Below are 15905 nucleotides of genomic sequence, written 5' to 3'. Positions count from 1 at the left end.
TCTTCTCAAAATCATCTAAACTGACTCCAAATTTAGAAGATAAAGCTTGACCTAAGCGTTTACCCTTTTTGGTTACATGGTTCTTTAGTTTGGTTGGTTTTTGTAACTTTGTTGGTTGGTTCATCGTGTTACATCCAAATATGAGTTAGGGTCAACAAAATATCTGTGTTCTAGTTTGATGGAACTGCTACTAAAACGATAATTGTCTAGTGCTATTAGTCCAGAAATGAAGGTTATCAGTAGCAGAAGAGAAGTAATCAAAGCAGTGGGTTTAACCCGAACTGTTAAGCTTTTATCCGGCTTTGATAGCTGGTATTGCAAAGGCTGAAAGTGCCTTTTTGACGTTACTTTTAAAGTCCTTATTCGCCTCCTGAATATCGCTGTTAATACTTCTCAGTCCATCTGTTAGCAGTTGGGAGTTTTCAGAATTTTTATGTTGAACAGTTCGCCGAACTGATGAAACCATCTGGTTAATTTTTTGCTGACTAATCATAGCTTTATGCTCTACAAATGCCATGATTGCTGATTCAATAGCATCTATATCTTGTTCTAGTGAATCAGTGCTAGTCCCTATATTTTCAGCTATTAAAGATATCTCCCCAACGTCCAATACAATGCCCAAACTGTGAGCAGTGCTGCTGACTAATTCTGATTTGGTGGCAGTGGCTAAAGCTGTTTGGTTCTCAGTATCTAAAGCAGCTTCATTTGTGTGTAAATCGTTGCTGTCTATATCCTGTATAGATGCTGTATTGATAGCATTGTCTACACTGTTTACTATGTCTACATCTTCAGTGGTTAATGTTTCCAGTTCTGTCTGTGTAGGTTCTGCAATGTTTCCAAGTTCACCACCTACACAGATGGATGTTTCCTCTACTTCTGTTTGTTCTGTAGCGGTATCTTCACTAATTACTGTTAGTTTGGTAGCGTTACTGATGAAATATTCTGTCACTGCTAAAATATCGGTTTCCGTGGCGTTCTCAACATCAGCTATCATCTGTTCACATTGAGATTTAATTTCTCCTAATGAGACTTTTAACCCTTGTCTAGATAGTCTTGATTGGATACGTTTAGCTATTGTGGTCAACATGATTTATGCTCCTATTTTTGATAGTTGTGAATCTTGAATTTTAGACTTATAGATTAAGGCAGTGGCAACAATTGGCAATAGTGCAGCTTTGCAGTAGAACTGAGTTGATTTAAACCCTCCAACTGCCTTAAACCATCTGCTAACTGTTGACTGGTTTGGGGTGATGTTTAGTTGTTCAATTACCTTTAAAAACTGTTCTCCTGTTACCCCATCCCCTAACGCTGGTTCTACTTGTTTTGACAATAAACCTTTGATTTTGTGGTACTGGGTGAAGTGTCTAGGCGTGGTTTTTTTAAGTGCTAGGAACAGTTCAAAACCACTTTTATTTAGTGGTAGTTCACAAGCTGACATTACTTTTTTGACTCTCCACCAGTGGGTATCACATACCCTTGCACCAATCAAAGTTTCGTAAATAATTCGTTCCTGTTCCATAACTCCATATATGCAATATGCTCTAGTGGTAATCTGCATAAATGCAGTGCATGATTTTTACATCCTGTTTACTTGCGTTTCACATCCTGCTTATCTGTATTTCGCATCCTAAATATTTGAGGTGCATAGTTATTCACTGTGAGTAAATTGCTGGATGTGGTTTACCTAGTTTCTGGCTAGAACCCGCATCAATCAGCCATATCAAGGCTTTTGGATTGCAAGGGGGTTGCATAGGTCAGGTATATCTGTTATGGTAGACGATATATAGCCTATATGTCAAGCGACATATACAACCTATAGATACAAAATACAAAAAAGGAGGCAAAATAGGTTAAGCAGCGTATCTATATCGGCTATGTCAGAAAACCTAGATGAAAAAATGGTTAGTTACCGTGTATTTCTACCGGAACAGTTAAGGACAGAATTTAAAGTGTGTTGCACCAGAGACAATACAAACATGAGCGAGAAGACACGGGAACTGGTAGAGAAATACATTCAAGAATGGCAACAAAACCAAAGTCAAAAAGCAAGTTAAGCAAATTGCGATCGCATACAACAGCACCCAACAACGCCATGACCACCGAACCAAACCGACTTGATCAAATAGAAAATTTACTGCTGCAAACAGCCCAACGGCTTGACCGAGTAGCAGAACAACAGACAATTAATACACAAACGATTGGTAATTTATCAAACAGCCTAAATGACCTATCAAACCAAGTTAACGACTTTACTGGAACTGCCAATACTGTCTTAGGTCGTAGCGCGGTTTTAGATGACATCATAGTTAGACTTGACCGTAACTTTGAGCTACATCAGCAACGCTTTGAGGAAAATCAACGCTCAACCAATGCTGCACTCGAAAGGCTAGAGGCAATCTTGATCAGGCTGATGGATAAATAGCGAGAGGTTAAGGGAATGAACCTCACACGTGAATTACTCGGCTTTTGCTATGTCGAAAGTGTCGGCGGCGGAATAATTACCATCCACTGCCCCAATTTTGCGTTTGCGGGTTTTCTGTCAGCCCGCTACAGGGTTATGTTTGAGATTTTCTCTGAGGCCAAAATCATCGTCATGAAAATCAGCCAAGAAATATTTAATGTTATTCAGGTTTGAAGTGCGATCGCCCCGCCTACCCAACCTCTTGTAATTTTTTACATGAGGGTGTGGGGTAAGTTTTTTACCCTTGATGGTAAAAATTCAAAAGCCTTATCCTACAAGGCTTTTATCAATTTTATTGCTGTCAATAAAAATACCAGGTGTTGCCATGAGTGAAATTGAACTGCTGACACGGATAGAGCAAAAAATAAACATTTTCTTGGAAGAGTCGATGCTGCAACAGGCGCGGCTAAAAGAAAGGATTGATGTTTTTGAGGATGCTGTAGCTGGTGACAACGGATACAACAAGAATCAGGAGGAAACCGCGAAGTTTTACTTGGGGAGGCTGCTAGAAATTTATGAGCGCAACAGTTTAGATTTATCAGATTTATTTTTCGCCATAGCCGATTACTGCCATGACCGGGGGCTGGAGGAGCTTGACACAAACTGCCAGGAATTAGCTTCGGATAGTTGCGGCATCAAAGTTTTAAATGTTTGGGGAAAGACAGCCTCTTGAAATTTGTTACAAGAGGTGAGACTAATTGCCCTTGATGGTAAAAAGTGCGATCGCAACCTCACCCCCACAAATCAGCGGCGGTCAACCGATGAAATATGGTTCAACAATGCAAAATACCGATTACCAATTAATGCTTCAAACAGTTGATGGATTGCCACCTGTTGTACATTTTCGGACAGAATTTGAGTATCAGATTTGGGTGGAAACCAAGGAAGCTTATCAAGATATTCATGCCTACTTAAAAGCATATTTTTCAGGGCAAAAAGTACCATCCATCCCACAAGAAAATAAGCTCTTAGCTCAAAGCTACATAGAATTCTACTGGCTGATTCAGGAGGCATGGGAAGAAATTTTAGAGTTCACTAAAAGCTTAAAAATGTACATTCCCCCTTCACCAGGGGAATACATCTGCAAAGTTATTGAGGGCAACTCCATATCATCTATTTCACTAACAGACTACTGGGAATTTAAGCCACGAAAACTATATGAGTGGTCAAGCTTTTCTAGCAAGTTACCCCTACTCCGGGCCAAACCTAACCTAACCAAAAAAGAGGAACTGAAAATTAAACAGCATGAAATTGAGAGTAGGAAAATATTTAGCGAGTTTAACCGGGATTGGGGGCTTTGGTATTTGGCAATGCTTGCGGCCACTCTCTCTAAATCTCCTGATGTAAAGGAAAGGCTAAGAAGCTACGACGCTACTAGGAGAAAATTATCATCTGCCTACAGTGCCAGCCTTCACCCCAGAAAAGGGGTCAAGGGTTTTTCAGTCGTCAAAGGGCATCGAAAGGCAGCCTCTTAACCTTTCTTAATAATCGCGTACCACTCCAAAAAATGCCGTCTTTGCAAAGCTTTTCAGATTATTCTGTAAGTGTCGAAAAAAAAGATGTCTGTTTTTCCGGCTGCTAAACCGAGTGCTACAAACACTCGCAACCAAGACAACAAACACCTGTTGTAATTTATTTCATAACCCAAGTTTAGCAGCCGGGGCATCAATTCACATCAAGGATGTCCCGACTATGAAATGTGTTTACTGCGGTAACGATTGCCGCTTATTCTGTGTTTCTCAACCCCGCACCGGACGCAAAACCTTACACCGTGGCTGTTGCGGGGGATATGTGCGGGAATGTCCCGATCCATCCTTGCTGTTAAAAGCTGCTGGGATTGGGGAAGGCGATCGCATTTTCTTGGAGCGCCTAAAAAAACTGACCTGGTACGACCAATACCAAGTCAATCAAATTCTAAAAATCGAAAGTAATTTAAATAATTTTGCTGGGGAGTGTGCATAGCCATGTTTACAAATACCGAAGTAGTGCCTTTTGATATCCGTAATTTTCTTGACAAGCTATCACCAGCTAAAGAAAAGGATAAATATATATGCCCCGTTTGTCAAGGCAATGATTTAGCTATTGAACCCAAAACAGGGAAATATCATTGCTGGAACAATGACTGCGACTGCAAGGACATTAGAGAGGCAATCAGCCCTTGGGAACAGGTCAAAGGCAACCACAACCACACCCCAAACCCCAAAGTTGTACCCATCCGAAAAAATAAGAAATTAAAACCCGCACCAATTCCCACTAACAACATCAGCATAGGCACTCTACCCAACCCAGTAACAGCACCGGAAACAATAGCGGTGAGGGAAAACCTAATCACAAAATATCCCTACTCCCTTACCCAATGGGTAAACCGCACAGATAAAGCAGATGGAAGCAAAATCGCAATTCCCTACCACATTAATAATGAGGGTGTAGAGGTCGCGGGTAAAGAGAAGGATGTTATCTGGCAACCATACCGATTTGATGAGGTATCCCAATATGGTGCGGGTCACTGGGTGTTAGGTGTAGAAGGTGAGAAGTGTACAGATGTAGCGCGGGTAAATTACCAAATACTATCTTTCACTTTTCAAGGTAGCGCCTGGACTGAAAAGCTACTACTCGAATACTTCCAAGCCATAAAAAATGCTGGGGTAGCTGGGGTAATCTACTGGCCAGATAACGACGATACCGGATACAGCAAAGCTAAAAAATGCAGTGAAGCAGCCGCAAAAGTTGGACTACCGTTTGTCACCCTTGACCCCTTAAAAATATGGGAGGAATGCCCAAACAAGGGGGATATAGCTAATTTTGCAAATACAGTATCTATGACTGGGGATGATTTAGCATCTTTACTACAATTCCAGATTAGGGAAACTGCACAGTTGCAAGAAGATGCACAAGAAGATACACAAGAAGATTTTGACGATATTCCCCCCGGTGGCAGTGATGAGAAATTATCATTTTCTCAATTAGCTTTTAATGCCCTCTACACTCATTCTCACTGGATTTGTGCCGCTGATAAGCTTTACCAATGGGATGAAAATCATTACAGATTGGTATCTGATGGTAGCGAACGAAAACGAATTAAAAACTTCTGTAATAGCTACTCAAAGCGAGTTGTAGACAAGGATACTGGCAGGCTAGTTACTGTCTATCCCTATGCTCAATCAGGAAATATAGAAGAGGCTTTAAAATGGGCAAAAACATCCTTTCACGTAGATATAGATCAGTTGAATCCGTCTGGTTTGAATTGCTTAAATGGCATTCTCCAAATCACTTGGGATGCTGACAAACCATCATGGCAATTAGTCCCACACTCACCCAACTATTACTACACCTATCCCCCACTGGTAGAGTACAACCCAAATGCTGATAGTAAGGATTGCGATCGCCTACTTGATGCCCTGGATGCACCACAGCGAGATATTTTCTTAAAGGTAATTGCTGCAAGCCTTGATTTACCTAATGTTCGGCGGTTCAAGGGTAGGTTGATTCGTGCCTTGCTTTTACGCGGTACAGGTAGCAATGGTAAAGATGCACTGAGGGAATCTATCAGTACAATCTTTGGTAAACAAGGTGTCACATCAGCTACCCTTAACGACTTTGCACAGTACGACGATGGCCGCCGATTCCCCCTTGCCAACTTGATTTATAGCCGGATTAATTGGGCATCTGAAAATACCAACAGCGCCAAACTAGACCGTATCCAAAGCTTAAAAGCAGCAATCACGGGTAATCCTTTGGTGGCAGAAGCTAAGGGCAAAGATGGTCAAGAATTTACACCCAATACGGTGTTTTTGTTTAACATCAACGATGTGCCAAATATGCAAGGCAGCCTTGAGGCCATCTTGTCTAGATACGGTGTTTTAGATTTCAAGAAAACTTACAAAACCAGTGCTGACCCAACGAAGGGGGAATTAGAAGCTGACCCACGCTTCGCTTATGACCCAATGTTTCTGCGGCTGATGGTATGCCCTGCTTTGCTCAATCGGTTACTGGATGCCCTCAAAGATTTGATGATGAACGGCATAGATTACAGTTGCACCCAACAGGCACTAGAAGATATCCAAGCCGAAAACTCTCACCTGTTCCAGTTCATACAGGATACAGGTTTAAGTTATGACCCCAATGGCTACCTGTCAGCTTCCGACATCTGGATAAAGCTAGAGGCATGGTATCAAGACAATGGCACTCTAACCTATCAGGAAACCAACGGGAATCAGAAAGCTATCTGGCAGGATCAGGTCAAGGCATCCGACAAGAATATCAAAGCTACTAACCAGGTGCTGGCAAGATTTAAGCAGCTATTCCCGAAAGCGAAATTGGCAACGATGCCCCGACCCGATGGTAAGAAGAATGTACCCATACTACAAGGCATTACATTTACTACCATTCTCAATAAGGAAATCTCCACCGCAATAAGCGAAAATCCCACCCCAATTCCACCCCAATTCCCACCCCAACAAACCCTTATAAATCAAGACTTCCACCCCAACCACCCCAATTCTTATAATTCCTTGGCAGAAAAAAAATTAGAAACTTTACCACTACCCCAACAATGTACAAGTAATGATTCAGAAAAAAATAATTCTGATAATTTGGGGTGGTTGGGGTGCGACACTGACACACCTTGCCTTTCAGGGGTGGACAACTGGGGTGGAACTGGGGTGGAAGATACCCTTATTGGGGTGGAAAACAACTTATTGACAACAGAACCCCAATTTAAGGTAGGCGATAGAATCAGATGCTATCCCACCCTTGACCATGCTGAAAGAGGCTGGAAAATCACCGCCACGATTACGGAAATTGAATACCAGCAAGGCTATTTACACCACTGCACCGTTGAATACTTCGACAAAAAATCTGGGCAGCTAACCGCAACGATTGGGGGCGGTTCAGCCGAGTGGATACTGTGCAAACTGTAATACCATCCCCCCCATAAAACTATCTTTTAGACCCCAAGCAATGCGGGTAGCAAAGCCTCAACGTAGGTCTAGCTAAGAAAATTTATAAGCACTCCTACTACTGTTTAATCATTTTGATAGCTTCTTAGCGCGTTTTTTAGGCTTGGGTTGTGGGGGTGCTGGCAATTTTCTGATAAACTCCCTCAAAACTTCGTTTTTTGTGCGGTAGTGTAGGCGTGCGTAGTGGGTTAATCGATTGAACTCATCCTCACTCACTCTTATTAGAATTTGCTTGATATTGGTAGTCATTTTTATAGTATCTTTGTGCTATCTTAGAGTAGTACATTTTTACTATAAATAAATCAAGGCATGAAAACCACAGCACCCCTACCCAACCCTTACAAAGCCCAAAGGCAGGAATTTATTAGCAAGGAATTTTCCCCAAATCCCCTGCCCACACTAGGATTAAGCCGTAAGGAGCAAAAGCAGTACAGCTTGAGAAAAGCAATTCTAGGAGCGGCCACCAAAAATTTTAACGACTGCGGCTTTGAGGTGGAATTAAGCAACGAGCTATGCAAGCAGTCGAACCGCTCAACCAACGGGCTGCTAGTCCCAATGACTGATTTATTAATTCCAGATTCTCAAACCCGTGCGACGTATGCTGTCGGGGCATCAGCCACAGGCGGCGCGACGGTAGAAACTATTACCAGCAGCGATTACATTACATTTCTGCGTAACCGTGCCTTAATCATGTTGATGGGGGCGCGTATGTTGGCTGATTTGCGAGGGGATTTAGACATACCCCGTCAAAGCGGAGTAAGCAGCGTGTACTGGTTGCCTTCAGAGGGTGCAAATGTAGCTCAAAGCGAATCTACATTTGATAAAGTTTCCCTGAAACCCAAGACCGTAGGGGCAAAATCACGTTACACCAGAAATTTCCTCCTACAAAGCAGCCTTGATGCTGAGGCATTTATCAGGGAAGATTTAGCGGCGGGGGTAGCTTTGGGAATTGATCAAGCTGCCATAAGTGGCACTGGTGCAAGTGGTGAGCCGCTGGGAATCTTAAATTATCCCGGTGTTTCAGTAGTATCGTTAGGCACTAATGGCGCTGTGCCTACATGGGCAAAAATTGTAGAAATGGAATCGGCTATTTCAGGCAACAACGCCGATGTGGGAACTCTGGGGTATCTAACCAATAGCAAGGTGAGAGGTAAGCTCAAAACCACAATCAAAAACCCCGCAGGAACGGATAGCAGTTGGATCTGGGAATCTAGCAATAATGATGATGCTATTGGGAATGGGGAGCTAAATGGCTATAGGGCGGGGGTTAGCAATCAAATTCCAAGCGATTTAACTAAAGGCACAGGCACTAATTTAAGTGCTATCATCTTCGGAAATTTCGCTGATTTATTAATAGGGATGTGGGGGGAACTAGAGCTTTTAGCTAATCCCTATGGGGCGGGGTTTGACAATGGAGATGTAGAGGTTAGGGCGCTTCAGTCGGTTGATATTGCACCACGCCATGAGAATTCGTTCGCGGTCGTTTTAGACTGCATCACCTCATAATATGAAAGCAAAATCACTAGGGGATTTTTATATAGTTGAAAATTCGCCTAACCATTGCACTGTAACGACTCCGAGCGGTAAGCAATTAAGCTTTGCAGGTGTGGGAATGCCCCTTAATAAGCTTGATGAAAGCGATATAAAAGCGGCTGTAAAATTCATCAGAATGAGGCAGATTATCAATAGCAACCAGAGCATTAAAGAAATTTTAATTAATGCTTATTCTCTGAAAAGATAGGCTATAATTAAATCAAGAATCGCTAGATTTTACTCTTGTGTAGAAGCTAAACAATCCCCTAATTCATATTACAAATTAGGGGATTTTTGGTTTATAATTTTGGTATTACCATATTTTTGTAGGAAGTAATTACCCCCATTTTGGGGGATTTATTTTTACCTTGCTTGCTTTTCAGAAATCTGATTATTAAGGCTGGTTAATATTGCCTGTAGCGTAGCCATATCGCAGGTTTTCAGGAATTGGTCAAAGATATTCTCTATCTCATTTTTTGGCTTTCTAGCAATGGTTTCTGGCAAGGAATAGCTGTTAATAAATTTCTTGTAATCTTGCCATTTTAATTCTGTTGATGCTTTTGATTTTATTTTGGTGATCAAGTCGGTTGGGTTGGTTTCTGGTTCGGTTTGGGTGTCGTCGGTGGTTGGTTCGGTGGTGTCGGTTTCTGGTTGTGGTTGTGGTTCGGTTTCTGTGGGTTGGGTGTCGGTGGTGGTGGTTTCTGTGGTTTCTGGTGTAGTGATTGGTTCAATTGCGGCGCTCAAAACCGCAATTGGAGCATCCCCAAAGAGGGCATCAATAGAAGCCTGATAATTTCCCAGTTCACCGGGGCAAATTTCCCTAATCTCCCCTACTGCCTCTTGTACCATCTGAAGTGCTGATACCATCTTGCTTTCAATGCTACCTAGCTGCTGCAAATATGCCTGAATTTCTCGTTGCTGCTGCTGTAGTTCCTCTATTTGGCTTTGTAATTCAGCGTAAGCGGTTTGTTGTGAAGCGATTACTTGAGTTAATAACATTGCGAGATTCCTTTTTTTCTTGTCTACATTGCAGGGTGGTATATCTGTGAAGCGTCTACCCTGTAAAATGTTTACTGTGTTTACAATTACGAATATATCAACCGTGTCTACAGTTTGTAAACATAGTAAACATTAGAGTTATTTATCTTGTCTACATTGTCTACATCTGGTTTACTTATATATGTTTACAGAATGTAGACAGCAGTAAACAAAGCAGCTATACTCATGATGTAAACATTTAGTAAACAGTGTAGACATTATGACCACTACTAATAATGCTCCCATCTCATTTAGGTTGACAGATGACGAATTGGAACTGTTGCGCCAACATCAGGAAGATGGGGAAAAAAGCTTAAATTTGACCGCCAAACGACTTTTATTAAGTGCCTTGGGTGTAGAGGTAAAAAAGCCTAGTATACAAGTTGTAAACAGTGTAGACATGATTCAGGTACAGGAATTGATAGAAACTGCTGTACAGGAAAAATTAGAGAAGTTGACTATTGTTGACAATGTAGACACCATTAAAAATCTGATAGCTGAATCATTAGCAGATGGGGAGATTAAGGAGGCGATCGCATCTGCCTACACCGCCGCAATGGGGCAATTTAACGGGCTGCTAGAGGAACTACAAGAATTAAAAAAGCAGTTTGAGGAATTCAAATCATCCTCTGCCACAGTTCCTAGTCCCCAATTACCAATGACCAATGACCAATTACCACCGGGGGAAGGTAGCGATCGCACTCCTAACACCCTCACCCAATCACCAATCACCAATGACCAACTACCACCGGGGGATGATTTAACAGAAATGAAATCGGAAAAATCCCCCAGTCACCAGTCACCAGTCACTAATGACCAATCACTAATGACCAATGACCAAATAGTTGAGGCGCTAGGCATTCACGAAATTTTGCTCAACAAGGGCAATAAAAATTTTAGGGTTTATGCCGAGTGGTTGAGGGAACAGGGCATTAATGAAAAAATCAGAATCCATCAACAGGCGATAGAAGAGCTAATAGGAATCAAGCTATCCCTCGAAGACAACACAGCGGATATCAAAGCAATTTTAAAAGCTATGGGCCACAACATCAAAACCTCCACCACAATGATTAAATCCCCCATCAATCAGGTAGATTGCATAGTGGAGTCATCAAGCAATTTTTATTTAGTGGAATAGGGAATAGGGAACTGACAACTGACAAAAATTTATCCCCTGCCTGTGGCTAATTGCGACGGCGGGGGATTTTCCGCTTTTAAAACGGATTAATTGCTGAGGGGTGCGATCGCCAAACCTTATGTAAAAGATTTCATCACCGGGGGAGTTTCCCTCAATGACCAATCCCCAGTTAAGGGGATTTTTTTATGGTTGGGGCTGCATTTTGCATACTTTTCACCATATTGAGTTTGACAAACTACTAGTGTAAAAAATTTATTTGTATAAATATGAATAAACATACCAAGTTAAATAATAAATTATCTAAGCTTAACAAGCCTGATTTATCGGTAAGGTCTGCCATCGTCCAAGAACGCCTACGTCAAGCCCGTTACAGCTTTAACCTTGCCTTGAGTGTCGCTGCCTTATCTTGCGGTATCACTTTTGTAGGTGCTGGATTGCTGCTTGCGAACAAAGCACCCGAAGGGGCTTTTACCGCTGTTGCTGGACTCGTGGGCAGCATAGGTTACATCCAGATTGCTAAAGACGCAAACGACCGATTGGACAAAACCTTAGCTGAGTTGGATACAGATACTTAGGCGATCGCCTCCCCCAACCTCATGTAATTTGTTTCATAAGGTTGGGGGAGGACTGGCCGTCATAAACCCATTTACCGACTTCAACCACAGGTGACAACATCGATAAGGCAGAAACAGCCCCTAACACCTGCTCATCACCCACCTCTAGATATTTTTGCAACTGTTCTAAATTCCTGTGTCCGCTAACTTCCTGAATTACCCTTAACGGTATACCCGCGTTACTCATCTGGGTTAAGGCTGTACGCCGGAAGCTGTGGGTACTCGCTCCCACAATTCCTACTCGTTGGCAAGCTTTCCTAAAAATCCTTGCTGCTGAATCGTGATCTATGTGTCCCTCAAAGCGACCGGGAAACAGATAAACGTCACCAGCTATTGAGTAGTAGCCAGTGAGTAACCGCCGTAAGTCTTCAATCACTGGGATGGTTCGCGTGGCCAGTTTACCTTTAGTATTTGATTTTCTAATTATGAATTGCGATCTAACTTCACCTTTGAGTGTGTAAATATCTTGAGTTTGCAATGTTACACATTCTCGGATTCTACACGCACTAAACAGGCAGACACCAAACAGCATTCTGTCCCGGTCGTTTTCCAAGCCTTGACTAAAAATTAACTGTATTTCTTGCTGTGTAAGAACTTTGGCGCGTCCGTGCCTGTTTATTTTCATCTGATGCTATCAATTTGATAGCTAAAATTCTACATGAAAAAATCCCCTGGCTTGGGGGATTAATCATCATTGCTGATGAAAAAAACTAGGCTGCAAACAGTTCGAGTTGCTTGTGGGTGATGGTTGGGGTGTAAGTCTTGAGGCTATGCCGAATAAGTTTTTTAGTGTTTCCCCACCGGAGTTCTAGCAGCGATTCCCCATCACAATCAAAACTAAATACAGCGCCGTCACAGATAGCTATTAATTCGTTAGTTGCACAGATACAGCCTATACTCCATTGACCTGATACAACCTCTAAATGATCAGGAGTTGGACAATCTTCTAATATTCCTAAATACTCAAATTCATCAGCAAGTAAAGCTGACATAACATAGCTATCCTTGGGAGAAAACCAGCATGGTAAACTCCGGGGGTTATCGGGGTAGTCGATATCCTTCATAATGTTTATTTGGTAGGTGTGAATTTTGGCATTAAAGCCATAACTACCAGGACAATTCGAGTGTCAGCATCTCGCTGTTTAACTCTGGTAGCTGATATTTTCAGTTTTGAGACTTGGGTAAGTATGCTGGTAGTGGGATATCTATTTTGGAGGGGAATTTATGGGTATGCTGTCCTAAAATCACCGTACAAATCAAAACTGTTAAACCAGATATCATCAAAATTTTTGGTAAGTACAACATCTTTTTATTCCTCAAAATTAATAGGTTTACCATTGAAGTGCTGATGTAATTTTTCAGGGTGAAACCAACTCGGTAAAGTTTTTTCAACATCCTCCAAGCTGTTACCGTTATCATCAACCAAACCATACCTAACAACGATTCTAGGTAGGGGTGTTTCACCGTTCGCTGAAAACTTCTCAATCAAAATCATTCCGGCTTTACGAGTATCTTTCGTACCTTCAGGAAAACTAGAATTAGTGGCGTTGTGGGTTATCCCCAATAAATAGTTTTTCGCTTTTCTTGTATCCGTCAAACTAAGCTTAAAGAAAGTATCAGCTACTTCCCCAACTAAACCGCGTAGGTTGGTATACTCATCTACTATAATCTGAGTTTTATTGGTTGGTTTAGCCTTGATTCTATCTAACCAATATTGTCCACAATCAGCCATAGCAGCAGCTATTTCATCTTCTGACTGTGCAACATTTTGACTTTCTAGATATTGCCAAACTTTGCTATTCTCCCCTGTATAGTGACGGTCTAGGGTGTAGTAGATTGGAGCATCAAGGCAGTATTTTCTGATAAGTGTGATCGCTCCGGCTGTGTAGGTTTTCCCTGAACCTTGATTACCTATCAGCTCAGCCATAGAGGTTTCAAGCTACTAATTATCTTCCACAGATAACCATCCTCATGACCCTTTAGAGCATCAATCAGAACTGTTTTTAATTCTTCATTAGCACTCGGTTGTTTAGCATCCTGGACAGGTTTATTAAGTTTGTCCAGTTTGCGTTTTATTTCGGCTGTTTCTAATTCATTTTTAGCGGTTTCTTTGTCTAATTCACTAACCTGTAATTGGTGAGTTTTAATGGATAAAGTGCCTTGTAATTGTCCGTTTAGGTGGTCTAGTTGTACTTCCCCTTCTGACTTCATAGCCTGTATTGTTTCTTGGGTGTGACGGGCTATGGCTTGTTTGGTAATCTCAGCTTGGTTACTCTTGGTAAACCCAAATAAATCTATGTGAGTTTGTTCTAATAAATCGTTCTCAAGTGCCTTTATTTTGAGCAGTTTGAATTGGCTATGTATTGATTTTTCTTGATGGTCAGTGAGTGCCTTACTTACTCCATAAGCGGTTAACAAGAAAATACTCGAAACTAAACCCCACACCACTGCTTTATCATCTTCTGGTGGTAAAACTTTTAGTACCTTGATAGAGTCGTCAAATAACTGATTACGTCTTTCTCTGTCTACTAAAAAACTAATACCGCGTTTAATATTGAAACCTTTACAGCTACTTTGAGTATTACAGTATAAGGTTTCTGTGTGTTTGATGCTGTCACTAAACATCGGTATAGAAGCTGTAAAACCACAGGCTAGGAGAACACCTACTAAGAGAGTAGATGATTTGCGTTGCTTGGTTAATTTGGTGTTAAATTCTGCTATTTCTTGCATCGTTAACGACCTCCAAATAGTCTGTATATAAACTCAGCAATACCAGAACGCTGTAACCAAGTTAGTAATTTATCAATATTAAAAACAATGTCAAGAAAACCAGTGATTAAGTAATTAATTGCAATAGCACTTACTATACCGGACAGAAACATCTGAAAACATCCCCAATTACCTCTAATTCTCATTGTCTTGATTCCCTTTGTTATTATCAGTGGTAGAAACTTTTTTAAATATTCCTAGCAGTGCGATAGCACTTAACCCAATCAACAAACTAAACCCAACATTAGGTAATTGAAAACTTAGCCCTTCACTACTTCTAATCTCGCTGTAGGTTTGGGATATTTGGGATTGTGTGACGATAACTTCAGTGGTGATTTTAGATGTACCTTGCATAGATACAGCCCCACCTATTAACAGTTTGATTATTCCTATCAGTGGTTTTTGACCTAAGCTAAATTCCCAGGATTCAGATGATAGAGAAAAACTGAAACCATCCCCAACATCTATTAACCCTGGTAGCAGTGAAACAACGGCGCTGGCAACTTGAATAATTGATAATGTGACCTGTAGGTTAAACAGCAACCAGCTTAGGGAACAGGAACTAAATTGACAAGCTAGAAACAATAAACCGGAGTCAATACGCTTTCTGGTTTGGATATCAGCATAGAGTTTTGATTCAATATGGTTTAAATATCTTGCAGTTTCCTGGTTAATTTGTTGAGAATCATCACTATCTAGAACTGAATCTAGATCCGGTGGTTGGTGAGGGGCTAACATAGGAGTAAGTAATATTTTGACCTGATATATCCCTCTACTAATTCGCGTTGGTAGAGGGATATTAATTAACTACGGGTTAAAAGCCGAGTGCTGCTTTTAGTTCTAATAATTTGGCTTTAAAACCGCTGTTATAACGCTTTGCAGGTATCAAGTCATATCTGGCATTATCACCACTGCTCAAGGCTTCATTCATCACCTTAGTTTGGCGTTGTTCATCAGCCGTTAACTGTTTAACTTCTGGACGGTTTGACTGTTCTAATAGTGCTGTTTGTTGGTCTACCGCTGTGAAATGTGCATCTATGTACCCTTTCATCTGTCCATAATTAAGTTGATACTCATGCCGGACATTTTCAGCATTTTTATCAAACAGGAATTGTTGAGCTAGTTCTTTGCGTTCGTGACCATATTTAGTGTTAGCTAAAGTGACCTTGAGCTAGGGTGGTTTTACCAACTGCTTTATCAATAGCTATCCCACTCTTACCAGCTTGGGTTAAGATGTCAGCAATGGCTTGGTTATATGCTTCAGTCCCCTGCATAATTTCCACATAAGCCTGTGCAAATTTAGGGGCAAATTCGCTGTTAAATCTTCCTTGACGGGCTAACTCTCCAACCTTTTGAGCAGTGGTAATATCACCACTCATTATCTTCTCAAAATC

General features: G+C 41.3%; 21 protein-coding genes and 1 pseudogene. 11 read left to right on the top strand and 11 right to left on the bottom strand.

The window, feature by feature from the left end:
* Positions 1-292 precede the first annotated feature (292 nt).
* The gene (locus tag A9Y75_RS25595) at positions 293-1087 is read right to left on the bottom strand and encodes a hypothetical protein (protein ID WP_071192689.1); all 795 of its coding nucleotides are present in this window, start codon (positions 1085-1087) and stop codon (positions 293-295) included.
* A 3-nt stretch (positions 1088-1090) separates the two neighbouring features.
* The gene (locus A9Y75_RS25590) at positions 1091-1558 is read right to left on the bottom strand and encodes a hypothetical protein (protein WP_236721538.1); all 468 of its coding nucleotides are present in this window, start codon (positions 1556-1558) and stop codon (positions 1091-1093) included.
* A gap of 316 nt (positions 1559-1874) precedes the next feature.
* On the opposite strand from A9Y75_RS25590, the gene A9Y75_RS28925 reads away from it, so the two are divergent.
* The 9 genes from A9Y75_RS28925 to A9Y75_RS25545 all read left to right on the top strand — a co-directional run bounded on the left by A9Y75_RS28925 (position 1875) and on the right by A9Y75_RS25545 (position 9160).
* Entirely contained in the window at positions 1875-2054 is a 180-nt protein-coding gene (locus A9Y75_RS28925; protein ID WP_071192685.1) for a hypothetical protein, read from the top strand.
* A complete protein-coding gene (locus tag A9Y75_RS25580) occupies positions 2021-2422 on the top strand; it encodes a hypothetical protein (RefSeq protein ID WP_236721537.1) in 402 nt (133 codons plus the stop codon). The genes A9Y75_RS28925 and A9Y75_RS25580 overlap by 34 nt, the downstream gene beginning before the upstream one ends.
* A 15-nt stretch (positions 2423-2437) precedes the next feature.
* Positions 2438-2635, top strand: a complete 198-nt coding sequence (locus A9Y75_RS25575) for a hypothetical protein (RefSeq protein WP_071192681.1) — start codon at positions 2438-2440, stop codon at positions 2633-2635.
* 151 nt (positions 2636-2786) lie between these two features.
* A complete protein-coding gene (locus A9Y75_RS25570; RefSeq protein ID WP_201788446.1) occupies positions 2787-3134 on the top strand; it encodes a hypothetical protein in 348 nt (115 codons plus the stop codon).
* Between the two features lie 25 nt (positions 3135-3159).
* Positions 3160-3936: a hypothetical protein gene (locus A9Y75_RS25565; protein WP_177176298.1), complete on the top strand. Its 777-nt coding sequence runs from the start codon at positions 3160-3162 to the stop codon at positions 3934-3936.
* A 112-nt stretch (positions 3937-4048) separates the two neighbouring features.
* Positions 4049-4423 carry a hypothetical protein gene (locus tag A9Y75_RS25560; RefSeq protein ID WP_071192675.1) on the top strand — a complete coding sequence of 125 codons (375 nt, stop codon included), beginning with the start codon at positions 4049-4051 and terminating at the stop codon, positions 4421-4423.
* 2 nt (positions 4424-4425) lie between these two features.
* Entirely contained in the window at positions 4426-7380 is a 2955-nt protein-coding gene (locus tag A9Y75_RS25555; RefSeq protein WP_071192674.1) for a DUF5906 domain-containing protein, read from the top strand.
* A gap of 348 nt (positions 7381-7728) precedes the next feature.
* The gene (locus A9Y75_RS25550) at positions 7729-8925 is read left to right on the top strand and encodes a phage major capsid protein (protein ID WP_071192672.1); all 1197 of its coding nucleotides are present in this window, start codon (positions 7729-7731) and stop codon (positions 8923-8925) included.
* 1 nt (position 8926) lies between these two features.
* Positions 8927-9160, top strand: a complete 234-nt coding sequence (locus A9Y75_RS25545; protein WP_071192670.1) for a hypothetical protein — start codon at positions 8927-8929, stop codon at positions 9158-9160.
* 155 nt (positions 9161-9315) lie between these two features.
* Here A9Y75_RS25545 and A9Y75_RS25540 read toward each other — a convergent pair whose 3' ends face one another.
* Positions 9316-9951 (bottom strand): hypothetical protein, encoded by a 636-nt coding sequence (locus A9Y75_RS25540; protein WP_071192668.1) that lies wholly within the window; start codon positions 9949-9951, stop codon positions 9316-9318.
* Positions 9952-10210: 259 nt separating this feature from the next.
* On the opposite strand from A9Y75_RS25540, the gene A9Y75_RS28920 reads away from it, so the two are divergent.
* Together A9Y75_RS28920 and A9Y75_RS25530 are read left to right on the top strand one after the other, a co-directional pair.
* Positions 10211-11128, top strand: a complete 918-nt coding sequence (locus A9Y75_RS28920) for a hypothetical protein (RefSeq protein ID WP_071192666.1) — start codon at positions 10211-10213, stop codon at positions 11126-11128.
* Between the two features lie 266 nt (positions 11129-11394).
* Positions 11395-11703, top strand: a complete 309-nt coding sequence (locus tag A9Y75_RS25530) for a hypothetical protein (RefSeq protein ID WP_071192664.1) — start codon at positions 11395-11397, stop codon at positions 11701-11703.
* A 19-nt stretch (positions 11704-11722) separates the two neighbouring features.
* On the opposite strand, the gene A9Y75_RS25525 is transcribed toward A9Y75_RS25530, so the two are convergent.
* The 8 genes and pseudogenes from A9Y75_RS25525 to A9Y75_RS25495 form a co-directional block, all read right to left on the bottom strand.
* Positions 11723-12367, bottom strand: a complete 645-nt coding sequence (locus A9Y75_RS25525; protein WP_071192662.1) for a tyrosine-type recombinase/integrase — start codon at positions 12365-12367, stop codon at positions 11723-11725.
* Positions 12368-12452: 85 nt separating this feature from the next.
* Entirely contained in the window at positions 12453-12806 is a 354-nt protein-coding gene (locus A9Y75_RS25520) for a hypothetical protein (RefSeq protein ID WP_083389758.1), read from the bottom strand.
* A gap of 100 nt (positions 12807-12906) precedes the next feature.
* On the bottom strand, positions 12907-13047 hold the full coding sequence (locus A9Y75_RS28915) for a hypothetical protein (RefSeq protein WP_177176297.1): 141 nt from the start codon (positions 13045-13047) through the stop codon (positions 12907-12909).
* Between the two features lie 4 nt (positions 13048-13051).
* Positions 13052-13669, bottom strand: coding sequence for a hypothetical protein (locus A9Y75_RS29965; RefSeq protein WP_236721536.1), 618 nt, complete (start codon positions 13667-13669; stop codon positions 13052-13054).
* Complete coding sequence (locus tag A9Y75_RS29960; RefSeq protein WP_236721535.1) at positions 13657-14472, bottom strand: hypothetical protein; 816 nt, start codon at positions 14470-14472, stop codon at positions 13657-13659. Before A9Y75_RS29960 ends, A9Y75_RS29965 begins: the two co-directional genes overlap by 13 nt.
* Positions 14473-14646: 174 nt before the next feature.
* Positions 14647-15249: a hypothetical protein gene (locus tag A9Y75_RS25505; protein ID WP_071192656.1), complete on the bottom strand. Its 603-nt coding sequence runs from the start codon at positions 15247-15249 to the stop codon at positions 14647-14649.
* 76 nt (positions 15250-15325) lie between these two features.
* Complete coding sequence (locus A9Y75_RS25500; protein WP_071192654.1) at positions 15326-15562, bottom strand: hypothetical protein; 237 nt, start codon at positions 15560-15562, stop codon at positions 15326-15328.
* Between the two features lie 100 nt (positions 15563-15662).
* Positions 15663-15905 (bottom strand): annotated as a pseudogene (locus A9Y75_RS25495) (hypothetical protein); the annotation flags it as partial.

The organism is Trichormus sp. NMC-1 (assembly GCF_001858025.1).
GTDB lineage: Bacteria > Cyanobacteriota > Cyanobacteriia > Cyanobacteriales > Nostocaceae > Anabaena.
This window is presented reverse-complemented; position numbering and strand designations above follow the sequence as displayed.